The sequence below is a fragment of the Nonomuraea glycinis genome (assembly GCF_014646515.1).
GTDB classification, from domain to species: domain Bacteria; phylum Actinomycetota; class Actinomycetes; order Streptosporangiales; family Streptosporangiaceae; genus Nonomuraea; species Nonomuraea glycinis.
Window position 1 is genome coordinate 102,748 of record NZ_BMNK01000015.1, and the last position, 23,079, is coordinate 125,826.

Genomic DNA, 23,079 nt, shown 5'->3' on the forward strand with positions numbered 1-23,079 from the left:
TGTGGCTAGGAGATCTTCGTCCCACTGCTCTTGAGGTGCTCGCACGCCTCGGTGACGCGGGCGGCCATGCCGGCCTCGGCGGCCTTGCCGTAGGCGCGCGGGTCGTAGGCCTTCTTGTTGCCGACGTCACCGTCGATCTTGAGCACGCCGTCGTAGTTGCGGAACATGTGGTCCGCCACCGGCCTGGTGAAGGCGTACTGCGTGTCGGTGTCCACGTTCATCTTGATCACGCCGTACGAGATCGCTTCGTGGATCTCCTCCAGCAGCGAGCCGGAGCCGCCGTGGAAGACCAGGTCGAACGGCTTGTCCTTGCCGAACTTGGCGCCGACCGCCTCCTGGATGTCCTTGAGCACGCTGGGCCGCAGCTTGACGTGGCCGGGCTTGTAGACGCCGTGCACATTGCCGAACGTGGCGGCCAGCAGGTAGCGGCCCCGCTCGCCCAGCCCGACCGCCTCGGCCGTGGCCAGCGCGTCACCGGGGGTGGTGTAGAGCTTCTCGTTGATCTCGCCGACGACGCCGTCCTCCTCGCCGCCGACCACGCCGATCTCCATCTCCATGATGATCCTGGCGCGGGCGCACTTGTCGAGGAGCTCCTCGGCGATCTGCAGGTTCTCCTCCAGAGGTACGGCGGAGCCGTCCCACATGTGCGACTGGAAGAGCGGGTCGAGGCCCTTGGCCACCCGCTGCAGCGAGATGTCGATCAGCGGCCGCATGAAGCCGTCGAGCTTGTTCTTCGGGCAGTGGTCGGTGTGCAGGGCCACGGTCACCGGATATTTGTCGGCCACCACGCGGGCGTACTCCGCCAGCGCGGTCGCGCCCACGACCATGTCCTTGACCGTGGCGCCGGACAGGAACTCGGCGCCGCCGGTGGACACCTGGACGATGCCGTCGCTCTCCGCCTCGGCGAAGCCGCGCAGCGCGGCGTTCAGCGTCTGGGAGGAGGTCACGTTGATCGCTGGGTAGGCGAACCCGCCAGCCTTGGCACGGTCGAGCATCTCGGCGTAGACCTCTGGGGTCGCTATAGGCATGAGTCATCTCCCTGAGAAGTACGGCATCGCGCTGCCAGTATCCCGGTCTTGCTACCCGCCGGGGTAGAGACAACGCCCGCCGGGCTCTCGCGGATGGGCGCGCTCACGTGCCTTCGTGACCCGGCGTGATAACTCACCATACTCGGCGTATTCGCCCGCCCCCGGCAGACAACGGGAAAGGCGTCTTACCACGGGGTACGCTCCCCCCTGTGGGACGCCACAGGTCAGCCCCGATGAGCCTCGCCCGGCTGGCACTCGCCGTGCTCGCGACCGGGGCCGTGGTGACGCTCCTGGTGATCGGCGGGCGGGCGCTGCTCGCCTCGGACGGCGGCGAGCAGGTGCCGGTGCGGGAGCCCTTCTCGGGAAGCCCCACCGCCGGCAGCAGCCCTCCGGCGCCGACCCTGCGCATCGAGTGCGTGGCCGACACCTGCCCCCTGGTGACCGTCCGGGTGCCCGGCGGCGACGTGCTGCAGCACCGCGACATGAGCAGGGGCGAAGAGGTCAGCTACTTCGAGCCGGAGCTGGACGTGGTGCTGTCCGACGCGGGCACGGTCCGCGTCACCGAGAACGGCGAGCGGCGCCCGCAGGGCGAGCCGGGAGGGCGCGAGTCCTTCACAACCCGAGGTCCCGCAGGGTGAAGGCCGTGCGGTAGTCCAGGCCCTCCTCCGCCATCCGGGCGCTCGCGCCCCTGTCGACGATCGTGGCGACCGCCACCACCTCGGCGCCCGCCTCGCGCAACGCCTCGACGGCGGTCAGCGGCGAGGAGCCGGTCGTGGAGGTGTCCTCGACCGCCAGCACCCGCCGTCCCTTCACCTCCGGCCCCTCGATCCTGCGCTGCATGCCGTGCGCCTTCTGCGCCTTGCGCACCACGAACGCGTCCAGCGTGCGTCCGCGGGCGGCCGCGGCGTGCAGCATGGCCGTCGCCACCGGGTCGGCGCCGAGCGTGAGCCCGCCCACCGCGTCGAACTCCAGGTCCGCCGTGAGGTCGAGCATGACCCGGCCGACCAGGGGCGCGGCCACCCCGTCGAGGGTGATCCGGCGCAGGTCGAGATAGAAGTCGGCCTCCTTGCCGGAGGAGAGCACCACCCGGCCGTGCACGACGGCCTTCTTCTTGATCTCGGCCAGCAGGCTGTCGCGGTCTGTCATGGAACCAAGCTTAGAGTCCGGATCAGCCGACCCAAGCCCCTCCCGCAGCCCTTCCGCAGGCAAAGAGGCGCGTTCGGTTTAACCATGGGGGTGGATGCGGAATGACTGTGCGGGCAACGGTTCGTAACCGCGAGGTCACTATGAGTGTGGAATCACCGCAGAGCGACACAGAGCTCCTGCATGCCGTCAGAGCGGGCAATGCCCCCGCCTACGGCCGGCTCTACGAGCGCCACGTCGCGGCCGCCCGCGCCCTGGCCCGCCATCTCGTCCATGGCGAGGACGAGGTCGAGGACGTGGTCGCCGAGTCCTTCACGAAGATCCTGGACCTGGTGGGCCGCGGCGGGGGCCCGGACACCGCCTTCAGGACCTACCTGCTGACCGTGGTCCGCCGGACCGTTCACGACCGTTCCCTGGTCCAGAGCCACCAGGTGACGGGCGGCGAGGCCGAGCCGTTCGACCCCGGCCTGCCCTTCGTCGATCCCTCGCTGGCCGGGCTCGACGGCTCGCCGATCGCCAGGGCCTACCTGTCGTTGCCGGAGCGGTGGCGCGCCGTCCTCTGGCACATCGAGGTGGAGGCCGCCCGGCCCGCCGCCGTGGCGCCCCTGCTGGGCCTGTCGGCCAACGGGGTGGCCGCGCTCGCCTACCGGGCCCGCGAAGGGCTGCGCCAGGCCTACCTCCAGGCCCACCTCGCGAGCTCGCCGCCGCACGAGTGCGGGCCGGTGCTCGGCAGGCTCGGCGCCTACGTCAGAGGCGGGCTGACCCGGCGCGACACCAAGGCCGTGGACGAGCACGTGAGCGACTGCTCCGGCTGCCGCACCGTCCTGCGGGAGCTGACCGAGGTCAACCGGAGCCTGCGCGCCGTCGTCGGTCCGCTCGTCCTCGGTACGGCCGCCGCCGGCTACACCACCGCGATGGCCGAGTCCGGCTTCGCGCACAGCAGGCTGATGGCCAACGGCCTGCCCCGCGCGCTCGGCCTCCTGCGGCGGCTGCCCGGCCGGCAGTGGCTCGTCGTGTCCGGCGGCGCCGCCACGGTGCTGGCCGTGGCCGCCGCCTTCGCCCTGGTCCCCGCCGGTCCGCCGGCCCCGGTCGCGAGGTCCGCGGATTCCGTACAGCCGTCGCCCTTCAAGGCGCCGCCCCTGCTCCCGTCCCACATCCAGCCCACCACGCGCCCCGAGCGCGTCCCCGCCCGCGAACCTGCCGCACCTCCCGCCCAGGCCCGCCCCGAGCAGGCCAGAGCCGGCCTGCGCGCCACGATCGCCGTCATGGGCTCGCTCGTACGCGCTCAGCGGGGGATCGTGGCCATGCGGCTGCGCAACGACGGCGACGCGCCGAGCGAGGAGGTCTACACCGCCATCGAGCTGCCCCCGGGCGTCACCCTGGTCACCCCCCGAGGCCGCACCCAAGGCGTCATCCCGATCACCTCCCGCCGAACCACCCGAACCACCAGAACCACCCGAACCACCAGAACCACCCGAACCACCAGAACCACCCGAACCACCGAAACCGTCGGAACCACCCGAACCGCCGGAACCACCGGAACCACCCGAACCGCTTCCACTGTCCGAACCGCCCGGACCCCTTCCACCGTCCGTGCGGGGGCGGGGGCGGCCGTCGCGGGGGCTCCGGTGCGGCCGGTGGGGATCGTGGACGGCTGGGTGTGCCGTCCGGCCGGGACGGGCGCCAGGTGCGCCAGGAGGCCGCTCGGCGCGGGCCGCAGGACGGCGGTGTTCCTGCGGGTGCAGGTGGCCGCCGAGGCGCCGGTGGGTCAAGGGCCTACCCTCAGGGTCGAGGCCGGCCCCATCAAGCTCACCGCGAGGGCCGCCACGGGGGTGCGGCCCTCCGGTGCCCCCGCCAGGTTCGCCGCCGACGGCAAGGTCACCGTCAGGGCGGTCGGCAACTCGTTCCTGACCTGCCCGGCCGAGCGCGAGGACTGCCTGGAGGCCAGGCGCCGCAGGGGGGACCAGCGGGACAACGACCTGTGGCCGATGCGCCTGCTCGACGAGGACAGCGCGGCCGGCACCCACGCCTCCAGCGGCGCCGTGCTCGCCCTGCCCAAGGGGAGTCGCGTCGTGTGGGCGGGCCTCTACTGGTCGGCGAGCGTCCAAGAGGCCGGCCCGATCAAGCTCAGGCCCCCGGGGCGCAAGGGATACGTGACCATCCAGCCCGGCCAGGTGGCCCACCGCGCCCTGCCCGCAGGACCCGCCTACCAGGCGTACGCGGACGTCACCGGCCTGGTGAGCGGTGGCCGCCGGCAAGGGATCTGGTGGGCGGCGGACGCCCCGATGAGCGCCGTCCCTCCGGACCACGAAACCGACCCGCAGACCGAAGAGGACACCTTCGGACACGTGACGGTGGCGCCGGTGGCGGGCGGGGTCCCGGGGCGGGCGGTGCGGGAGCGGGGGACGGTGGCTCGGGCGGTGCTCGGGGGACATGCGGGGTGGAGTCTCGTGGTGGTCGCCACCGATCCGCGCCGGCCGTACAGCCAGGCTGTCGTGGTCGACGGCGCCGCCGTGATCGGCGGCGGGACGGGGCCGGTACGAGTGCCGCTCGGCGGGCTGGAGCCCGCCGCCTCGGCCGCCAGGGCGGAGCTGGTCACCTGGGAGGGCGACGCCGATCTCGGCGGCGACAAGGTGTCGCTCGGCTCCGGTCCGCTGGAGCCGGCCGGAGGGGACCAGGATCCGGCGAACGTGTTCGACGGCTCCTCCAACGGCGTGACGGAGATGACGTTCGGTGTCGACGTCGATACGGTCAGCGCCGCATTGGGGGCCAGGCCCGCGCTGACGGTCGTCGCGGAGAAGGACGTCGTACTGTTCGGAGTCGCCGCCGTGAGTGTGCGCGCACGCCCGTGACCGATATCAGGACAAACTGGTACGGTTCGCCTAATTGGTCAGGCACCATGCAGGTCCAGGGGCGAATCGTCGGGATTAACCCTCGCACGATCACCAGGTTTCATTACCCTGAGACAGGGCCGCCGAGTCCGGCTCCGACGGTGTAGAGCCAGCAAGTCGGACCACCAAGAAAGGGGCGGTGTCAGTGGATCGCTGCGCGCTGTTCGTGGACGCTGGCTATCTGCTGGCCGACGGCGCGATGGCCGTACATGGGACCCGCCATCGCGAATCCGTCTCCTGGGACTACCCAGGTCTGCTGCAACTCCTGTCGGGCCTGTCCGGCGAGCGTACCGGCCTGCCGCTGCTGCGCTGCTACTGGTACGAAGCGACGGTCGAAGGCCGCCGCACTCCCGAGCACGACGTGCTCGCCGACATCCCCGGCCTCAAGCTGCGGCTCTCGCGCATCCGGCCGGGCCGTCGCGAGGGCGTCGACGCGCAGGTCCACCGCGACCTGATGACGCTGGCCCGCAACAACGCCATCTGCGACGCGGTCGTGGTCAGCGGGGACGAGGACCTGGCCCAGGTGGTCTGCGACGCGCAGGACCTCGGCATCAGGGTCACCGTGGTGCACATCGCCGCCGACGCGAGCTGGGCCGTGTCCCGCACGCTCAGGCAGGAGAGCGACGACCTCATCGAGCTCGGCGGCGCCAACCTGCGCCCCTACGTCACCCTGGTGACCGGCACGAGCGAGTCGTCCAACGGTCGTCGCCAGGCGGTCAGCAACGGGCACGGCTCCCATTCCCTGCCGGCCGCCCCCTCGTCGCCGCCGCCTTCGCTGCCGGCCCCCGCGCTGCCGTCCGCGATGCAGTCGTCGCTGCCGCCGTCCTCCTCGAGCACCGGCGGCCACGCCTCGCAGCACTCGGGCAGTCATGCCGCGCAGCACTCGGGCGCCCAGGAGCAGAGCCAGTCGTCCTCCACCGGATCCTCCTCCGGCCGCCGGAAGTCCGCCGACCGCGGGCAGTCCGCCAACCCGCCCGCGCTGCCCACCTACTCCTATCCCGATCCGCCCGCGCCCGCGCCCGTGCAGCAGTCGGCGCCGACCACCAGCCCCATGCAGCAGCAGTCGCCGACGACCGGCCAGTTCGCCGCCCCGGCCGGCAGCGGCTCCTACCAGCAGCCGCAGTTCGGCGCCTACACGGGCCCGCAGTCCGCGCCCGTGTCGCCGCCGGCCGCCGCCACGGCCGGAGCCACCACGCTGTCCGACGCGGTCAAGTCCGCGCACCGCGAGGGGCACGACTTCGGCGAGTCCGTCGCCCGCGACGCCCCCGCACTCTGGCTTGAAGCCGTCCTGGCCCGCAAGCCCCGGATGCCATCGGACCTGGAGGCCCGGCTGCTCCAGGGCTCCTCCCTGCCGATCGACTTCCTGCTGCACGACGAGGTCCGCCACGCCCTGCGCCGCGGCTTCTGGGACGCACTCGAACGCGCCAGACACTGACGAACCCGTCGCACCCCGGGTCGGCCTGGGCACTCGGTTTCCGGGGTGCGGCGCGGCGGCCGTCCTCCCCTGCGGGCGCGGCCGTCCGCCGGCTCCCGCAGATCGTCCTGGCCGAGCCGAAGTGGCAGAAGAAGCTCACCGACTCTGAGCGACAAGCAGCGAAGGCCGCAGGTTGGGGCGGTCGTACGTCAGAGGTCGGTGATCGAGGTGTCGGCCACGCTCAGAGCCAGCTCTGGGCCGTAGGCGGAGGCCGGGGACTGGAATCCCGCCTTGTATGAGCCATGAAGAACGCGCCGGGCGATCTCCACGGAGGAGAGCTGGGTGAAGCGGTAGCCGGTCGGCGTGTCGATCAGGGCGCGGGCCACGGTGCCGTCCCGGCCGGTCGCCTCGGCGACGACCTTGCTGCGGCCCACCTCACGCTCGGCCGCGCTCGGCCCGTCCGGCAGCGCGGCTAGGTCCAGGTCGATGGGCAGGGGCTGCCCTTGCTGGACGTAGACCTCGATCGTGCCGACTCCGGTGGAGACGTGACTGGTGATCAGATCCCCCATGGGGGCGGATACACAGACCTCCGGGCCGCCGTCGTCGAAGTCGAACGAGGCGCTCTTCGGCTCCGGCAGTGCGACGATCTCGCCGTCGGCACGCACGAGCGCGCCGAGCTCTCCGATGCCTTCTGTGGCGCTGGCGATGGACCCACGGGAGAAGAGGTTCAGCCCGGCGGCCTCCTCGGGGGTGGCGCTGAGCAGCTTGAGCGCGATGCGCAGCCGGACGGGCTCGGTGACGCGGGCGGCGGCGTACGCGGCGACGCAGTCGCTGGGCACCACGTCCCAGCCGGTGCCGGACATGACCATCACGCCGGCCGCCCGAGCCGCGGCATCGCGGGACTGGGCGGCGGCGAAGACGTCGTACTCGGCGGTGGTGTCCAGGTAGTGCGTGCCGGTCGCGACGCAGGCGTCCAGCAGCGGGCCGGCGGTCCTGCGGAAGGGGCCGGCCACGTTCAGGACGACGGTGACGCCGTCGAGCGCGTCGCGCGCCAGCGCCGCGTCGTCGAGCGCGAAAGAGCGGCCCCGCACGCCGAACTCCTTGGCGAGGGCGTCGACGCGGTCCGGGTTCCTCCCGGCCACGATGTAGTCGAGGCCCAGGTGCTGGGCCCGCTCGGTGGCGAGCCGTCCGGTGTAGCCGGTGGCTCCGTAAATCATCAAACGGCCGTTGCCGGTCATGACACTGCTCCGAACCTTGTACGCGTTGCTGGTGCGGGTTCACTCACTGGGCCCGCCTCCTCTCACGCTAGAGGCGAATCCGGACCGCATGTGTCCTGGTCACGGCGCGGCGGAGGGAGTTGCCGCGGTACAGCGCGTCGAGACGACTCAGCAGGGCCTGACGCATCGAGTGCCCACGTCAGCCCGCGCATAGTCTGTGTGAGGGGGTGACCAGCATGCATACGACAGAACTCGGCGAATTCCTCAAGGCACACCGCGCGCGCATCGAACCCGGAGACGTCGGATTCCCCGCAGGCGCCAAGCGCCGGGTCGCCGGGCTGCGCCGGGAAGAGGTCGCCGTCCTGGCCGGCGTCAGCAGCGACTACTACACCCGCCTGGAGCAGGGCCGCGAACGCAACCCCTCCGCCTCGGTGCTGGACGCCATCGGCCGCGCCCTGCGCCTGGACAACGACTCCCGCGAACATCTCTACCGCCTGGCCGGCCTGAGCCCTCGCCTGGGCCCGCCCGGTGGCCTGGCCCAGGTCCACCCCGCCCTGGCGCGGCTGCTGGATGCCTTCCCCGCCTCGGCGGCCTACGTCCTCGGTCCCGCCTTCGATGTGCTGGCCGTCAACGCCGTCGCCGCCGCGCTGCTGTCGCCGTTCGAGGGCTGTACGAACATGGTCCGGATCCTGTTCACCCACCCGCAGGCCCAGGTCGTGTTCGCCAACTGGGACGAGGTCGTGCCCAAGACCGTGCGCGCGCTGCGCCTGCACGCCGGGCGGTTCCCCGGCGACCCACGGATCAAGGCGCTGGTGGAGGAACTGCTGGAGACGTCTTCGGCGTTCCGTGACCTGTGGCGCGACCAGTCGGTGGGCGGGCTCACCCGCGCCTTCAAGGTCTTCGTCCATCCCGCGGTCGGACGGGTGGAGCTCACCTACCAGACCTTCGACGTCCACGACGCCCCCGGTCAGCAGCTCCTGGTCGGCACGCCCGAGCCCGGCAGTCGCAGCGCCGAGGCCCTGGTCTATCTCGTCTCGACGCGAAGCCGTTCCTAGGTGTCGTACACCCCCTCTCGCGCGGCCTTCTTCACCCGCGCCCGAGCGACGAAGGTGGTGGGTGGAACAACCGCCCCACACGCGCAAGGAACGCCATGTCCCTCACCTCGTACCGCACGCTCGGCACCTCCGGCCTGCGGGTCAGCCCGCTGGCCCTCGGCTCCATGACCTTCGACGACGGCAGCTGGGGCTCCGGCCCCGACACCTCCTTCGCCATCCTCGACCGCTACCTCGACGCGGGCGGCAACTTCATCGACACCGCCAACATGTACAACGGCGGCGCCTCGGAGAACACGCTCGGCGCCTACTTCGGCAAGCGCCCCGGCGGCCGCGACCGCGTGGTGCTGGCCACCAAGTTCGGCGGCAACACGGCGCCCGACGACCCGAACTCCGGCGGCGCCGGCCGCAAGGCGATCCGCGCCCAGCTCGACGCCTCCCTGCGCCGGCTGAACACCGACTACGTCGACCTGTACTGGCTGCACCAGTGGGACCGGCACACTCCCATCGAGGAGACCCTGTCCACCCTCAGCGACCTGGTACACGCCGGGAAGATCCACGCGATCGGCCTGTCCAACGTGCCGGCCTGGTGGGTGGCCGAGGCCGCCACCACCGCCCGCTTGCGGGACTGGGAGCCGATCGCCGCGCTGCAGGTCGAATACTCCCTGCTCGCCCGCACCGTCGAAGGCGAGACCTTCGGCGCGGCACGACGCTTCGGCCTGGGCGTCACCCCATGGAGCCCGCTGGCCAGCGGAGCCCTGTCCGGCAAGTACTCACGCACCACCACCACGAGCCCTGGCTCCGGCCGCACCGCCTACGCCGCTCCGCACCTGACCGAATCCACCTTCGTCCTGCTCGACACGCTCCTGGAGATCGCCGACGACCACGACACGAACGTGGCCGCCATCGCGCTGGCCTGGGTACGGCAGCGGCCCGAGGTCACCGCCACCCTGATCGGCGCCCGCACCCCCGAGCAACTTGAGGCCAACCTCGCCTCCCTCGACGTCACCCTCACCGCCGAGCAGATCGCCCGGCTCGACGCCCTGACCGCGCCCAGCCTCGACTACCCCCACAACATGATCGAGTCGATGGTCGGCTTCCAGCAGGGCGACACCACCGTCAACGGCCTGGCCGCCCAGGCCTTCGTCCGCTGACGGCGGTCTCGATCGAGCAGCTCACGGGTTGGGTCGATCGCTACGTGCCCGCCTGGCCGGCTGTCGCGCCAGACCTGGCAGGAGGGCTGAAGCCGGCCTCCCCGATAAGACACGATCACCGCCAGACAAGCCGGGACCGTTGATGTCCACATCTCTGTATAGCGTCATGTCATGGAAAGAACCCAGGTCAAGGTCAGGAGGAGCCTCAAATGAGCGAGGAACGACAGCACGATCGCAAGGGTGGTCTGGCTGCGGCAGGCAAAGAGGCGCTGCGCGTACGAGCCCTCTACGAGCAGCTCGAACAGCGCCTACTGGACAGGACATGGACGCTGCCGGAGCTCGCGGTCGGCTTCACCAATGACGCCGCCTACGTGGGGCGCCTGGTGCTCGCCGCCGAACGCACATGGGACATCGACGGCGACGTGGACGCCGAACTGCGGCACAAGCTGGCCGAGTGCATGTGGTGGATCTTTGTACTCGCCGACAAACTAGACGTCGACCTGCCGGAAGCCTACGAAGCCACGATGAGCGGCATCAGCGCCGGCTTGCGGCAGACCCTGCGCGGCAGGAGCGACTGAGGCGCACCGACACTCCCACCTGATCCCGCCTGAGCAGCACCAACGCCACCGCGTCGGCCTTGAACCTCTGCTGATGTCAGTGACACTGCTCGACGTCAAGACTGCCCGAGTCAACAGCTCAGGTCGTCAACGACTCTGGTGGCTGACGAATCCACTCGGGCAGAAGAGTGTACAGACGGACAGCGATCTCCTCCGGCTCGCCGTCGAGACTTCCCCCGACGGCGGCCGAGAACACTCCAGCCACCCCAGAAGCTGTGTAGATGTCCTCAAGCGAGTGGCGCGCGCCGGACTCTCGCTCGCCACCGCCGAAGTCGCGCCGCAGACTGCGGACCTGGTCCAGAAGGAGATCACCGATACCTGGCAGGCCACTTGGCGACTGCCAGGTCGAAGCCAGCAGAAAAAGGTTTCTGCGCTGCCGGAGACTGTCGAGCATGGCGTTCAGTGTTGCCAGTGCCACGGTGGTCGGATCCGCACCCATCTGCCGATCGCTGAGGTCCAGGGTCCGAAGGGCGCGGAAATCTTCTGCGATCACGTACACCGCAACCTCTTCAATGGAGTCGAAGTGGTTGTAGAAAGTGGCGCGGTGGATGCCGGCGGCTTCTGCCAAGGCGGAGACCGAAGGGCACGACTGCGTTCGCAGCATGAGGTCGGTCAGCGCATCCGCGATCGCCCGTCGCGAGCGAGTGAAGCGCGGGTCCGCTCCAACTGTCGAGGACTGATCACTCACCATGACCGCACACTACTCCGGGAGAGGTCAACCGGCTTCGCGGGCCCTGACTTCGCCTGGCTCCCTCAAGGATCGCCACTCGGCCACCGAGTTCCGCTTCGAACATGACCCTCCTTCGATGGGTTCGCTTCCGACGCTACCACTATTCGACAGGTGTCGAACTCGGGTATACGGTCAGTGCTACCACGAATCGCCAAGCAAGGAAGCGAAGCACCATGTCGAGAATCGACAGCAGCACCTCTTCCACACCTACCGCGGACAAGCTCGCCGTGGTGGAGACCCTCTACCGATACGCCGCCGGCCTTGACCTGCGTGACAGGGCCCTTCTGGCGTCCGCGTTCGCGGATGACGCGGTGGCCGATTTCGGTCCGGCCACGAGAAAAGCCGGCCAGGAGTATCCTCCGGTGGAAGGTAAGGAGACCATCGCCGCAGCCCTGTCGGGCTCACTCAGTCACCTGGACACGACGCACTCCTTGAGCAACCCGCGGGTAAGCCTCGACGGCGACAAGGCGCACCTGGAAGCGATCGTGGCGTGCCAGCATCTGCCTGAAGACGACCACTCGCGCCACGTCCTCATGACGAACCGGTATGACGTCGACCTGGTAAGGCAGGGCGAGGTGTGGGTCATCCAGCGCGTCACCGTCGACAACGCCTGGACCGAAGGCGACCCCACCGTCCTGTCCGGCATCTAGAGACACCCGCAAGACGCCCAGCCCCAGATCCTGCGTACCCAGCACGCTTGAAGGCTCCGACAACGCCATGCCCACCTGGAACTGATGGTGACGCGGTCTCCTCGGAAGGCCGCTACGCGAGTGCGTCGAAGCCGGAGCGCAGGTGGGCGAGGCGGTCGGCGAGGTCGGTGAGGGGGGCGGCGAGGGCCGGGTCCTGGGACTTGCGGGCGAGCTCGCGCACCCGGGCGAGCTCCTCCTCCACCGCCGTGAGCCGCCGCGACAGCTCCGGCAGCACCGCGCCCTGTTCGCCGGCGCCGGGCGGCAACTCGCCGGCGACGCGCTCGCGCAGCAGGGAGGCCTGCTCGGCCAGGCGCTTGTTCATGTTGTACAGCTCGCTGAACACCGACACCTTGGCCCGCAGCACCCACGGGTCGAACGGCTTGGTGAGGTAGTCGACCGCGCCCGCCGCGTAGCCGCGAAAGGCGTAGTCGGGCGCGCTGTCGACCACCGTCAGGAAGATGATCGGAATGTTGCGGGTACGCTCCCGCCGCTTGATGTGCGCGGCGGTCTCGAACCCGTCCATGCCGGGCATCCGCACGTCGAGCAGGATGAGCGCGAACTCGGTGTTCAGCAGCTTCTTGAGCGCCTCCTCGCCGGACCTGGCGCGCACCGGCACCAGGTCGAGCGAGCTGAGGATGGCCTCAAGCGCGATCAGGTTCTCCTCGCGGTCATCGACCAGGAGGATCTTCGCTCGATCGGACATCGATCACGACCCTTCGGGTGACGAGTCGGTCGCGGGGGTCCGCCCTCGGCTGAGCCAGCCGCGCAGCCTTTCGAGCAGACGATCCACATCGACCGGCTTGGGCACATAGTCCGACGCGCCCGAGGCGATGCTCTTCTCCCGGTCGCCTCGCATGACCTTGGCGGTCAGCGCGATGATCGGCAGGTCGGCGAACTGCGGCATACGCCGGATGGCGGACGTCGTCGCCCAGCCATCCATCTCCGGCATCATGATGTCCATCAGCACGAGCGCGACATCCTCGTTCCGTTCGAGCTGCTCGATCCCCTCACGTCCGTTTTCAGCGTAGACGATCGTGGAGCCGTGCCGCTCCAGCACGCTGGTCAGCGCGAACACGTTGCGGATGTCGTCGTCGACGATGAGGATCTTCGCGCCGCTGAGCGGGTCGTCGCCCTGCCACTGGCTGCCCTCGATCGGCGCCTCGACCAGCTCGGGCAGCGACATGTCCAGCGGCATCGACGGCTCCGGCGCTTGGGGCTCCTCGATGGAGGCGGTCATGAGCTGCCTGCGGGGCGCGCCGCCGTCGGTGGCCGCCAGCGGGCCGATGTAGGAGGCGGGCAGGTAGAGGGTGAACGTGCTGCCCTTGCCCAGCTCGCTGTCCACGTGGATCTCGCCGCCGAGCAGCCGGGCGATGTCCCGGCAGATCGCCAGGCCCAGGCCCGTGCCGCCGTACTTGCGGCTGGTGGTGCCGTCGGCCTGCCGGAACGCCTCGAAGATGACCTCGCGCTTGTCGGGCGCGATGCCGATGCCGGTGTCGATCACCTGGAAGGCGAGCAGGTTGTGGGCGGCGTGCAGGGTCTCGTCGTCGAAGTCGACGTCGTCGGAGGCCGGCACCACCCGCAGCTTCACCTCGCCCTTCGGGGTGAACTTCACCGCGTTGGACAGCAGGTTGCGCAGCACCTGCTGCAGGCGCTGCTCATCGGCGAACAGCTCCTGCGGCACGTCCGGGTCGACGGCCACGGTGAGCGCCAGCCCCTTGTCGGCCGCCAGCGGGGCGAAGGCCGCCTCCAGCAGGTCGACCAGCTTCGGCAGCGACACCCCGATCGGGTGGATGTCCATCCGGCCCGCCTCGACCTTGGACAGGTCGAGCATGTCGTTGATGAGCTGGAGCAGTGCCGAGCCGGCGCCGTGGATGGTGCGGGCGAACTCGACCTGCTGCGAGGTCAGGTTGCCCTCGGCGTTCTCGGTCAGCAGCTTGGCCAGCACCAGCAGGCTGTTGAGCGGCGTGCGCAGCTCGTGCGACATGTTGGCGAGGAACTCGGACTTGTAGCGGGAGGAGACCGCGAGCTGCTCGGCGCGCTCCTCCAGGGTCCGGCGGGCCTGCTCGATCTGGAAGTTCTGGATCTCGATCGCGCGGTTCTGCTTGGCGAGCAGGGCCGCCTTGTCCTCCAGCTCGGCGTTGGACCTGCGCAGCTCCTCCTGCTGGCGCTGCAGCTCGTCGGAGCGCTCCTGCAGCTCGCGGGTGAGGCGCTGCGACTCGGTCAGCAGGTCCTCGGTACGCGAGTTCGCGATGATCGTGTTCATGGTGACGCCGATGGTCTCCACGAGCTGCGTCAGGAAGTCCAGGTGGACCTCGCCGAACGGGCTGAAGGAGGCCAGCTCCAGCACGCCGAGCACGCGGCTCTCGAACAGGATCGGCAGCACCACGATCTGCGCGGGGGTCGACTGGCTGAGCCCGCTGTCGATGGTGATGAACTTCGGCGGCACGTCGTCGAGGATGATGTGCCGGCCCTCCGCGGCCGCCTGGCCGACGATGCCCTCGCCGATGGCGAAGCGCTGGCGCGGGCCCCGCTCGGGCCGCACCCCGTAGCCGCCGATCAGCAGCAGCTCGTGCTCGCCCTCGGGATCGACACCGTAGAAGGCGCCGTAGCGGGCCGACACCAGCGGCGTCAGCTCGCTCATCGTCAGCTTGGCGACCTCGAACAGGTCGCGGTGGCCCTGCATGAGCCGGGAGATGCGGGCCAGGTTGGACTTGAGCCAGTCCTGCTCCTGGTTGGCCTGGGTGGTCTCGCGGAGGTTGGCCACCATCGAGTTGATGTAGTCCTTGAGCTCCGCCAGCTCGCCCTGCGCCTCGACGGCGATCGAGCGGGTCAGGTCGCCGCGCGCCACGGCGCTGGTCACGGTGGCGATGGCGCGGACCTGCGTGGTGAGGTTGCCCGCCAGCTCGTTGACGCTCTCGGTCAGCCGCTTCCAGGTGCCTTCGACGCCTTCGACGCGGGCCTGGCCGCCGAGCTGGCCCTCGGAGCCGACCTCGCGGGCCACCCGGGTGACCTCGGAGGCGAAGGACGACAGCTGGTCGACCATCCGGTTGATGGTGGTCTTCAGCGCCAGGATCTCGCCCTGCGCGTCCACGTCGATCTTGCGGGTGAGGTCGCCGTTGGCGACCGCGGTGGTCACTTCGGCGATGTTGCGGACCTGGTACGTCAGGTTGTTGGCCATGAAGTTGACGTTGTCGGTGAGGTCCTTCCAGACGCCCGACACACCCTGCACCCGCGCCTGGCCGCCGAGCTGACCCTGCGTGCCGACCTCCCGGGCGACTCGGGTCACCTCGTCGGCGAAGGAGGACAGCTGGTCCACCATCGTGTTGAGGGTGTCCTTGAGCTGGAGGATCTCGCCCTGGGCGTCGACGGTGATCTTCTTCGACAGGTTGCCCTGCGCCACCGCCGACGAGACCGCCGCGATCTGGCGCACCTGTGAGGTCAGGTTGTTGGCCATCGAGTTGACGTTCTCGGTGAGGTCCTTCCAGACCCCGGAGACGCCGCGCACCTGCGCCTGGCCGCCGAGCTGGCCCTCGGTGCCGACCTCGCGGGCCACTCGGGTGACCTCGGAGGCGAAGGAGGACAGCTGGTCGACCATCGTGTTCATGGTCGACTTGAGCTCCAGGATCTCGCCCTGCGCGTCCACGTCGATCTTGCGGGTGAGGTCGCCGTTGGCGACCGCGGTGGTCACCTGGGCGATGTTGCGGACCTGGTACGTCAGGTTGGCGGCCATCGAGTTGACGTTGTCGGTGAGGTCCTTCCAGACCCCCGACACGCCCTTGACCTCCGCGCGCCCGCCCAGCTTGCCCTCGGTGCCCACCTCGCGGGCGACCCGGGTCACCTCGTCGGCGAAGGAGGACAGCTGGTCCACCATCGTGTTGAGGGTGTCCTTGAGCTGGAGGATCTCGCCCTGCGCGTCGACGGTGATCTTCTTCGACAGGTTGCCCTGGGCCACCGCGGTCGCCACGGTGGCGATGCTGCGCACCTGTGAGGTCAGGTTGTTGGCCATGAAGTTGACGTTGTCGGTGAGGTCCTTCCAGACGCCCGACACGCCCGTCACCTGGGCCTGGCCGCCGAGCTGACCCTCGGTGCCGACCTCGCGGGCGACTCGGGTCACCTCCTCGGCGAAGGCGGACAGCTGGTCGACCATGGTGTTGACGGTGTTCTTCAGCTCGAACATCTCGCCCACCGCGTCGACCGTCACCTTGCGGCTCAGGTCGCCCTTGGCCACCGCGGTGGTCACCACCGCGATGTCGCGCACCTGCGCGGCCACGCGGGACGACATGGTGTTGACCGCCTCGGTGAGATCGCGCCAGCTCCCGGACATGCCCCGCAGGTTGGCGCTGCCGCCGAGGCGCCCCTCGGTGCCGGCCTCCCTGGCCACCCTGGTCACCTCGGAGTTGAACAGGGCGAGCTGGTCCACCATGCCGTTGATGGCCTTGCCGAGCCGGCGTACCTCGCCGCGGGCCGAGCGGTCGAGGTCGATCCGGCGCGAGAGGTCACCCTTCGCAACCGCGTCGATGACGTCGGCGGCGCCGCTCACCGGGCTCACCAGGGCGTCGATCAGTACGTTGACCGATTCGACGCTCTCGGCCCAGGCCCCCACGCCCGGCCCCGGTGTCAGCCGCTCGCCGAACCGGCCTTCCTTGACAACCTCTCGGCGCACTCTGCTCAGCTCGTTGGCGAGGTGCTCACGGCGGTCCGCGACCTCGTTGAGCAGCAACCGTACCTCGCTGAGCACGCCGTCAGGCGCGTGTGGGACCCGTCGCCGGAAGTCCCCGTCACGCCAGGAGAACAGGGTCTCCAGAATGGGGACGAGATCCGCCTCGGTGTAGGTCCTCTCCTCAACGGTTGGCACGGTCTTGGCCGATGTCATGGGGCCTCCTTCACTCGTGGGTGACTCCAACGAGTGATTCAAGTCTGTCACGATGAGTAGCTCGTAGTCCTGTCCTTGGATTTACCCCAAGTCTGCGGGAGATGTGGTAGGCACGGTGGGATGACTGCTTCTCCTCATGCGGTGCTCGCGGCTACGTTCGCGCCCGACGAGACCGCTGTGACGGATGCGATGAGGTTCACGCGCGAGGTGATGACCGCGTGGGCCACTGGAGGCATGCTCCATCTCGCTGAGCAGGTCGCCGGTGATCTCGCGGCACAGGTCGTTGATGAGCCGTTTGAGATGATGTGGAAGCATTATGGGGATGCTGTCCAGGTCGAGGTGAGGCAGCGAAGCACGTCACAGGGCGATCCGAAGGCTCCTTCCGTCAACGTGGAGGAGTGGGGGATCACCTTCGCGGGCGATTCCCGTGTCCACTGGGCCAGACTCACGCTACCCGGCTCTCAGGACCAGGTGGGCTCCGAATGGCTGGAGCACACCTCCAGGGGACCACACTGGCTGGGATTTCTCGCCGACGCCAGTGACCTGCTGGCCGGCACGCTCGATCCCGACATGGTGCCCGCCATCATCGCCCAGATCGTGGTGCCCCGGCTGAGCAGCTGGTGCGGCGTCTACACCGCCGACAGCGCGTCCGGGCCGCTGCGCCTGGTCTACCTCTGGCACGCCGACGAGGCCAGGATCGACGGGCTGCGCGAGCAGCTCGCCGAGATGGACGTCAGCGCCGTCGGCACCCGCGCCGCCTCCACCTTCCACCTGGCCGACTCCCAGGTGCTCGCCGTCCCGCTGACCGCCAGGGGCCGCGGCCTCGGCGTGATGTGCCTGGGCCGGCCCGACCGCTTCACCGACGAGGTCATCCAGCTCGCCGAGGACATCGGCAGGCGCGCCGCGCTCGCCACCGACAACGCCAGGGTGTACGCCCAGCAGGCCGCCGCCAACCGCGCCCTGCAGCGCAGCCTGCTGCCGCCGAGCGAGCCGGAGGTGCCCGGCCTCGACTACGGCGTCGTCTACGAGCCCGCGGGCGAGGTCAACGAGGTCGGCGGCGACTTCTACGACCTGTTCAAGGCCGGCGACGACTGCTGGCGGTTCGCGATCGGCGACGTCTGCGGCACCGGCCCCGAGGCCGCGGCCGTCACCGGCCTGGCCCGGCACACGCTGCGGCTGCTCGCCCGGGAGGGCTACGGCGTGGCCGCCGTGCTCGGCCGCCTCAACCAGGCGATCCTCGAAGAGGGGGAGCGGGCCAGGTTCCTGACCCTGCTGCACGGCGACATCACGCCGGTGGAGTCGGGCCTGGAGGTGCGGCTGGTGTCCGCCGGTCACCCCGAGGCGCTGCGCCTCAAGGCGAACGGCGTGGTGGAGGCGGTGACCAGCCCGCAGTCGCTGCTCGGCGTCTTCCAGGAAGTGGTGTTCGAGGCCGACACCATCCACCTCGACCATGGCGACGTGCTGCTCGCGGTCACCGATGGGGTGACCGAGCGGCGGTCGGGCGGGCGCCTGCTGGACGACGACGGCGGCCTGGCCAAGATGCTCGCCGAGTGCGCGGGGCTGTCGGCCAGGGCCGTGGCCGAGCGGATCCGCCGGGGGGCCGCGGACTTCGCGGTCGAGCCCAGCGCCGACGACCTGGCCATCCTGGTCCTACGCGCCCGCTGACCGTCAGAGCGGCCGGTCATCTTGGTCCTGCGCGCCCGCCGGCCGTCAGCGGCCGGTGGTCAGCTGCCGGCCATCCGGCCTGACCGTCAGCGGCCGTTCACGTGTTTGCGGGCGAACTCCAGTTGCAGCGTCGTCTGCGCGAGGCGCTCGGCGACCACCAGGCTCTCCCGTACGGCGTCGTAGGTGTAGACCTCGTGTTCGCGGCCGTGCTCGGCCAGTTGGGTGACGTACTTGTTGATCTGGCGCAGGGGGCAGCGCAGGTCGTTCTCGCCGGACAGGATCAGGACGGGGCTCTTGACCTGGTCCACGTACGTGATCGCGGAGCTGGCGGCGTAGCGCTCGGGTTGCTCGTCGGGCGAGCCGCCGAACAGTGCCCGGTGGTGCGCGCGCAGGCTGCCGGTCTCGTCCTCGTAGGAGGTGCGGTGGCAGGCGATCGGGACCGCCGCGATGCCGGCGGCCCACAGGCCCGGCTGGGTGCCGAGGCCGAGCAACGTCAGATAGCCGCCCCAGGCGGTGCCGGCCAGGATGAGCCGCCCGGGGTCGACGATGCCGCGGTCGACCACGTACTGGCGCACCGCCGCGACGTCGGCGAGCTCGATGTGCCCGACCTCGCCGTACAGGGCGTCGCGCCATTGGGAGCCGTAGCCGGTCGAGCCGCGGTAGTTGACCCGGACGACGGCGAAGCCGGCGTCGACCCAGGCCGCCACCTCGGGGGAGAAGGAGTCACGGTCGTGCTTGGACGGGCCGCCGTGCAGGAGGAAGACGGCGGGGTAGGGCGCGACGGCGTTCTCCGGCCTGGAGACGAGCGCGTGGATGCGCCCGCCGGGGCCGTCGACGTCGAGGTCCTCGACCGGGACGCTGGGCGGCGCCGGGGGGCCGCCGGCGTTCAGCACGACCTGGCCGTTGGTCGAGCGGATGACGGGCGGGCGGGAGGCGCTCGACCAGGAGTATTCGACGTAGCCGCCGGGGCGGGGCGTCGCGTCCTCGATCACGCCGAGCGGGGTCTCGATCGGGAACAGCCCGCCGCCTGCCAGGTCGTAGCGGTGCAAATAGGTGCGCGCCCGGTCGTCGCGGCGCAGCAGCAGGCCGCGGCCGTCGTGGTACCAGCTGGCGGTCAGGTCGCCGGAGTCGCGCAGCCAGATCTCGCGCTGCTCGCCGGTCTCCGGGTCCCAGACCAGGGGCTCCGAACGGTTGCGGCGTTCGTGCAGGGCGAGCATGCGGTGGTCGCCGGGCACGGGGGCGAAGGTGAGGCCGGCCACGCCCTTGCCGGGGCCGTCGTGGAGCTCGCCGACGACCTCGCCGGACTGTCGTACGACGCGGAGCGCCGGGTGGCGGAAGTCGCCGTACTCGCCGTGGTTGATCGCGACGACCTCGCCGTCCAGGGACATGTCGGCGACCCAGCAGGCCTCCGCGTGCTCGTAGAGCAGGCGGGAGGGCTGGCCCTTGGAGACCAGGTGGATGGTGAAGACGCCGTCGCCGGCCAGGCTGATCGCGGTGACGCCGGTGGCGGACAGGGCGATCCCGGTCGGCTGGCCCGGCGCGAGGTCGGGCGCGGCCGGCTCGTCGGGGCCGCCGTTGAACGGCTGGCGCTGCCACACGCCGACCTCTTCGCCCTCGGTGTCGGCGAACCAGTAGATCCACTGACCGGTGGGGTCGATGGCGGCATGAACGGTGCCGCGGGGCCTGTCGGTGACCTGGCGGGTGGCGCCGGTCGCGCGGTCCCAGGCGTAGACCTCCCACGTCCCGGTGACGTTCGAGCGGTAGATCGAGCGGCTGGGGGCCAGACGTGCCCAGGATGGCAGCGACATGCGCGACGCCCGGAACCTGGCGTGCCAGCGTTCCTCGGCCTTCATCCGGTCGCGCCCCCTCCCTCTGCCGACCCGTGCCCTTCAGGGCGTGGGCTGCCGTCCAGTATTGCGCCTGCGTCGCGGAAATACTCCAGGAATGTGGGGGAATTTCGGACTAAATGCCCCATCAGTAACATGTGCCTCATGCGTCCGTCAAGCGACATCCCTTGACTCAGATGTCACCTCGAAGGTAGATAGGTGAAATCTTGCCCTCGCGACTACTTTTTCCTGACTTCTGCCGTCATTACGGGAGAAAAGGGATGAAATTCGTTGTTCCAGCTGGGCTGTGTCAGTGTGCCACGCGCTGGGCCCCATCCCCACCACTCCCAGGATGTCAGCGGGTCCGAGTTCCATGTCGAACGCCACCTCCCGCCGCTCCGCCTCGGTGAATCCGTCCAGGCTGCGGGCCAGCCGGCTCTCCTTCTCGGCGTCCACCGAGAGCAGCCCCAGCTCGTCGACCAGCGGACTCAGGTGCTCCCGCGCGGGGGTCACGACGATCACCGCGCCACCGGGCCGCAGAATCCTGCGGAACTCGGGCCCGTTCCTGGGCGCGAACACGTTGATCACCACGTCCGCCGTCTCGTCCAGGATCGGCAGTGGCCGCCATACGTCCGCCACGAACGCCCCCAGCCGGGGATGCGCCCGCGCGGCCCGCCGTACAGCATGTTTGGACACGTCGAACGCCAGCCCGATGCCCTGCGTCGTCGCTTCGAGCACGGCCGCCAGGTAATAGCCGGTCCCGGTGCCCGCGTCGACGATGACCGGCTGCCTTCCCAGCCACACCCGTCGCCTTTCATGACTCGTGCTCACTTCCGCCCCACCGTACGCCTCCACGGCGCTGTCGTCAGCCGAGCGTGCGAACGATTCGGTAGAAAACGTAGACCTGACCCTGGCGCTCACGGCCTCGGCGAGGGCTCGCGCGAGCGGGGCGTAGTGGCCCGCGTTCAGGAAGTCGGCGCGGGCGGCGACCATGGCCGTACTGTCGGCCGTGCCCGGCGGCCGGGAGCCGACCAGCAGGCTGACGTACCCCTGCTTGGCGACGTCGTAGCCGTGCCCGTTCGCGCACGTGAGCGCGCGGGGCGCCGGCCGCAGCGGGCGGCGGCAGACGGGGCAGGCGAGGTGTTCGACGATATCGGCAAGCATGTGTTCATTGTCGGTCACATGCTGGCGCGCAGCAGGAACTCGGCGTTGGACGTGGTCTCGCGGAGCTTGCCGATGAGCATCTCCAGGGCCTGCTGCTTGCCCTGGGTGCCCAGCATGCGGCGCAGCCGCCACACGGCCTGGCGCTCCTGCGGGTGCAGCAGGATCTCCTCACGCCGGGTGCCGGAGGCGTCGAGGTCGACGGCCGGGTAGAGGCGGCGCTCGGCCAGGTCGCGCACCAGGTGCAGCTCCATGTTGCCGGTGCCCTTGAACTCCTCGTACAGACTGTTGTCCATCCGTGAGCCGGTGTCGATCAGCGCGGTGGCGAGGACGGTGAGCGAGCCGCCGCCCTCCACGTTGCGCGCGGCGCCGAAGAAGCGCTTGGGCGGGTACAGCGCGGTGGCGTCGAGGCCGCCGGTGAGCACGCGCCCGCCGCCGGGCGCGAGGTTGTTGTAGGCGCGGCCGAGCCGCGTCAGGGAGTCGAGCAGCAGGACGACGTCCTCGCCGTTCTCGACCAGGCGCTTGGCCCGCTCGATGGCGAGCTCGGCGATGCGGGCGTGGTCGCGGTCGGGATGGTCGAAGGTGGAGGAGAAGACCTCGCCGCGTACGGAGGCGCGCATGTCGGTGACCTCCTCGGGCCGCTCGCCGACCAGGACGAGCATGAGGTGAACCTCGGGGTGGTTGCGCGTGATGGCGGCCGCCATGGCCTGCAGGACCATGGTCTTGCCGGCCTTGGGCGGGGCGACGATGAGGCCGCGCTGGCCCTTGCCGATGGGCGCGAACAGGTCGATGACGCGGGTGCTGAGCGACTCGGTCTCCAGGCGGAGGCGTTCACGCGGATGTACGGGCGTCAGGTCGCCGAAGTGCGGCCGGTGCCGCCATTCGGTCCGGCCGTTGACGACCTCGACGCCGACGAGCTTGCCGCCGCTCGCCGTGGCGACGACGTGGTCGCCGGGGCGCAGGCCGAGCTGCTTGGCCTTGTCCGGATGCAGCCGGACGTCGTCGGGCGCGGGCAGGTCGCCGGTGCGGATGAAGGCGGCCCGGTCCTGTACGTCCAGCAGGCCCGCGACCTGGCTGGCGTCGGAGGTGTGGGCACGCGGACGGGGGATGGTGGTGACAGACATGGTGACCCCTTGAGGGTGCGCCGAACGGAGTCGGCGGGTGAAAGTGAAGCCCGTGCCGGCCTCGGAAAGGGGGGCTCGGGGAGGAAACAGCGGAGCCTTGGCTCAACGCTGGACGCAACGTATCACACGTCGCTGCCTAGGTAACGCCTAGCCCGGTTGGGCTATTCCCGGGCCGTTCCCGTGTCTTTACCCGCGCCTGGGGCAGCAGTCCGTAACAATGTTCTTCTCACCGCCGTGCGCCAGGAACGACCGCGCCGGGTGTGAAGAAGGACATGGAGCCCTCAAGCGTTCTGCAGGACATTTGCAATGCGCAGCGGCTTCGATGAGACAAGAAGAATCCTAGGGGGATGACATGAACACCACCCACTGCCCACGTTGCCACAACGAGCTCGACGAGGGCCCGATCATGTACAGGTGCGCGCACTGCCGCCGCGCCGTCTTCGCCGCGGACCTGGAGAACGAGTACGTTCCGCGCCACCCCGTGGCCGCCTAGTC

The 23,079-nt window shown here is 70.1% G+C and carries 18 protein-coding genes; 9 read left to right on the plus strand and 9 right to left on the minus strand.

The window, feature by feature from the left end:
* Window positions 1-5: 5 nt before the first annotated feature.
* A complete protein-coding gene (gene fbaA, locus IEY87_RS33335; protein ID WP_189142820.1) occupies window positions 6-1,028 on the minus strand; it encodes a class II fructose-bisphosphate aldolase in 1,023 nt (340 codons plus the stop codon).
* 233 nt (window positions 1,029-1,261) lie between these two features.
* Here fbaA and IEY87_RS33340 point away from each other — a divergent pair, with 233 nt between their 5' ends.
* Window positions 1,262-1,666, plus strand: coding sequence for a hypothetical protein (locus IEY87_RS33340; protein WP_189142821.1), 405 nt, complete (start codon window positions 1,262-1,264; stop codon window positions 1,664-1,666).
* Here IEY87_RS33340 and pyrE read toward each other — a convergent pair.
* Window positions 1,641-2,174, minus strand: coding sequence for an orotate phosphoribosyltransferase (gene pyrE / locus IEY87_RS33345; RefSeq protein ID WP_189142822.1), 534 nt, complete (start codon window positions 2,172-2,174; stop codon window positions 1,641-1,643). The two genes, IEY87_RS33340 and pyrE, sit on opposite strands and share 26 nt — an antisense overlap.
* Before the next feature lie 140 nt (window positions 2,175-2,314).
* Between pyrE and IEY87_RS33350 the strand changes: the two genes are divergently transcribed.
* Both IEY87_RS33350 and IEY87_RS33355 read left to right on the plus strand, forming a co-directional pair.
* Complete coding sequence (locus IEY87_RS33350; protein WP_189142823.1) at window positions 2,315-5,023, plus strand: sigma factor; 2,709 nt, start codon at window positions 2,315-2,317, stop codon at window positions 5,021-5,023.
* A 178-nt stretch (window positions 5,024-5,201) separates the two neighbouring features.
* Window positions 5,202-6,497, plus strand: coding sequence for an NYN domain-containing protein (locus tag IEY87_RS33355; RefSeq protein WP_372462261.1), 1,296 nt, complete (start codon window positions 5,202-5,204; stop codon window positions 6,495-6,497).
* Window positions 6,498-6,685: 188 nt separating this feature from the next.
* Here IEY87_RS33355 and IEY87_RS33360 read toward each other — a convergent pair whose 3' ends face one another.
* Entirely contained in the window at window positions 6,686-7,714 is a 1,029-nt protein-coding gene (locus IEY87_RS33360) for a saccharopine dehydrogenase family protein (protein WP_189142824.1), read from the minus strand.
* A gap of 215 nt (window positions 7,715-7,929) precedes the next feature.
* Between IEY87_RS33360 and IEY87_RS33365 the strand changes: the two genes are divergently transcribed.
* The 3 genes from IEY87_RS33365 (at window position 7,930) to IEY87_RS33375 (ending at window position 10,477) form a co-directional block, all read left to right on the plus strand.
* On the plus strand, window positions 7,930-8,748 hold the full coding sequence (locus IEY87_RS33365) for a helix-turn-helix transcriptional regulator (protein WP_189142825.1): 819 nt from the start codon (window positions 7,930-7,932) through the stop codon (window positions 8,746-8,748).
* 95 nt (window positions 8,749-8,843) lie between these two features.
* Window positions 8,844-9,899, plus strand: coding sequence for an aldo/keto reductase (locus tag IEY87_RS33370; RefSeq protein ID WP_189142826.1), 1,056 nt, complete (start codon window positions 8,844-8,846; stop codon window positions 9,897-9,899).
* A gap of 209 nt (window positions 9,900-10,108) precedes the next feature.
* Window positions 10,109-10,477 (plus strand): nucleoside triphosphate pyrophosphohydrolase family protein, encoded by a 369-nt coding sequence (locus tag IEY87_RS33375; RefSeq protein WP_189142827.1) that lies wholly within the window; start codon window positions 10,109-10,111, stop codon window positions 10,475-10,477.
* A 118-nt stretch (window positions 10,478-10,595) separates the two neighbouring features.
* On the opposite strand, the gene IEY87_RS33380 is transcribed toward IEY87_RS33375, so the two are convergent.
* The gene (locus tag IEY87_RS33380; protein WP_189142828.1) at window positions 10,596-11,207 is read right to left on the minus strand and encodes a TetR/AcrR family transcriptional regulator; all 612 of its coding nucleotides are present in this window, start codon (window positions 11,205-11,207) and stop codon (window positions 10,596-10,598) included.
* A 212-nt stretch (window positions 11,208-11,419) separates the two neighbouring features.
* Here IEY87_RS33380 and IEY87_RS33385 point away from each other — a divergent pair, with 212 nt between their 5' ends.
* Window positions 11,420-11,896, plus strand: a complete 477-nt coding sequence (locus IEY87_RS33385) for a nuclear transport factor 2 family protein (protein WP_189142829.1) — start codon at window positions 11,420-11,422, stop codon at window positions 11,894-11,896.
* Between the two features lie 112 nt (window positions 11,897-12,008).
* On the opposite strand, the gene IEY87_RS33390 is transcribed toward IEY87_RS33385, so the two are convergent.
* Together IEY87_RS33390 and IEY87_RS33395 are read right to left on the minus strand one after the other, a co-directional pair.
* The gene (locus tag IEY87_RS33390) at window positions 12,009-12,638 is read right to left on the minus strand and encodes a response regulator (protein WP_189142830.1); all 630 of its coding nucleotides are present in this window, start codon (window positions 12,636-12,638) and stop codon (window positions 12,009-12,011) included.
* Between the two features lie 3 nt (window positions 12,639-12,641).
* On the minus strand, window positions 12,642-16,808 hold the full coding sequence (locus IEY87_RS33395; RefSeq protein WP_189142831.1) for a HAMP domain-containing protein: 4,167 nt from the start codon (window positions 16,806-16,808) through the stop codon (window positions 12,642-12,644).
* 339 nt (window positions 16,809-17,147) lie between these two features.
* Between IEY87_RS33395 and IEY87_RS33400 the strand changes: the two genes are divergently transcribed.
* Window positions 17,148-18,473 (plus strand): PP2C family protein-serine/threonine phosphatase, encoded by a 1,326-nt coding sequence (locus IEY87_RS33400; RefSeq protein ID WP_225277425.1) that lies wholly within the window; start codon window positions 17,148-17,150, stop codon window positions 18,471-18,473.
* A gap of 86 nt (window positions 18,474-18,559) precedes the next feature.
* Here the strand turns inward: IEY87_RS33400 and IEY87_RS33405 are convergent, their stop codons facing one another.
* The 3 genes from IEY87_RS33405 to rho form a co-directional block, all read right to left on the minus strand.
* The gene (locus IEY87_RS33405) at window positions 18,560-20,326 is read right to left on the minus strand and encodes a prolyl oligopeptidase family serine peptidase (RefSeq protein ID WP_189142832.1); all 1,767 of its coding nucleotides are present in this window, start codon (window positions 20,324-20,326) and stop codon (window positions 18,560-18,562) included.
* A gap of 147 nt (window positions 20,327-20,473) precedes the next feature.
* Entirely contained in the window at window positions 20,474-21,463 is a 990-nt protein-coding gene (locus tag IEY87_RS33410) for a putative RNA methyltransferase (protein ID WP_189142833.1), read from the minus strand.
* 14 nt (window positions 21,464-21,477) lie between these two features.
* Complete coding sequence (gene rho / locus IEY87_RS33415) at window positions 21,478-22,584, minus strand: transcription termination factor Rho (protein WP_189142834.1); 1,107 nt, start codon at window positions 22,582-22,584, stop codon at window positions 21,478-21,480.
* A 352-nt stretch (window positions 22,585-22,936) separates the two neighbouring features.
* On the opposite strand from rho, the gene IEY87_RS33420 reads away from it, so the two are divergent.
* Complete coding sequence (locus IEY87_RS33420; protein WP_189142835.1) at window positions 22,937-23,077, plus strand: hypothetical protein; 141 nt, start codon at window positions 22,937-22,939, stop codon at window positions 23,075-23,077.
* Window positions 23,078-23,079: the final 2 nt, after the last annotated feature.

Bases quoted from the DNA above. Each gene is read 5' to 3' on its own strand.
- fbaA (WP_189142820.1), bottom strand. From the start codon at position 1,028: ATGCCTATAGCGACCCCAGAGGTCTACGCCGAGATGCTCGACCGTGCC.
- IEY87_RS33340 (WP_189142821.1), top strand. From the start codon at position 1,262: ATGAGCCTCGCCCGGCTGGCACTCGCCGTGCTCGCGACCGGGGCCGTG.
- pyrE (WP_189142822.1), bottom strand. From the start codon at position 2,174: ATGACAGACCGCGACAGCCTGCTGGCCGAGATCAAGAAGAAGGCCGTC.
- IEY87_RS33350 (WP_189142823.1), top strand. From the start codon at position 2,315: ATGAGTGTGGAATCACCGCAGAGCGACACAGAGCTCCTGCATGCCGTC.
- IEY87_RS33360 (WP_189142824.1), bottom strand. From the start codon at position 7,714: ATGACCGGCAACGGCCGTTTGATGATTTACGGAGCCACCGGCTACACC.
- IEY87_RS33365 (WP_189142825.1), top strand. From the start codon at position 7,930: ATGCATACGACAGAACTCGGCGAATTCCTCAAGGCACACCGCGCGCGC.
- IEY87_RS33370 (WP_189142826.1), top strand. From the start codon at position 8,844: ATGTCCCTCACCTCGTACCGCACGCTCGGCACCTCCGGCCTGCGGGTC.
- IEY87_RS33375 (WP_189142827.1), top strand. From the start codon at position 10,109: ATGAGCGAGGAACGACAGCACGATCGCAAGGGTGGTCTGGCTGCGGCA.
- IEY87_RS33380 (WP_189142828.1), bottom strand. From the start codon at position 11,207: ATGGTGAGTGATCAGTCCTCGACAGTTGGAGCGGACCCGCGCTTCACT.
- IEY87_RS33385 (WP_189142829.1), top strand. From the start codon at position 11,420: ATGTCGAGAATCGACAGCAGCACCTCTTCCACACCTACCGCGGACAAG.
- IEY87_RS33390 (WP_189142830.1), bottom strand. From the start codon at position 12,638: ATGTCCGATCGAGCGAAGATCCTCCTGGTCGATGACCGCGAGGAGAAC.
- IEY87_RS33395 (WP_189142831.1), bottom strand. From the start codon at position 16,808: ATGACATCGGCCAAGACCGTGCCAACCGTTGAGGAGAGGACCTACACC.
- IEY87_RS33405 (WP_189142832.1), bottom strand. From the start codon at position 20,326: ATGAAGGCCGAGGAACGCTGGCACGCCAGGTTCCGGGCGTCGCGCATG.
- IEY87_RS33410 (WP_189142833.1), bottom strand. From the start codon at position 21,463: ATGCTTGCCGATATCGTCGAACACCTCGCCTGCCCCGTCTGCCGCCGC.
- rho (WP_189142834.1), bottom strand. From the start codon at position 22,584: ATGTCTGTCACCACCATCCCCCGTCCGCGTGCCCACACCTCCGACGCC.
- IEY87_RS33420 (WP_189142835.1), top strand. From the start codon at position 22,937: ATGAACACCACCCACTGCCCACGTTGCCACAACGAGCTCGACGAGGGC.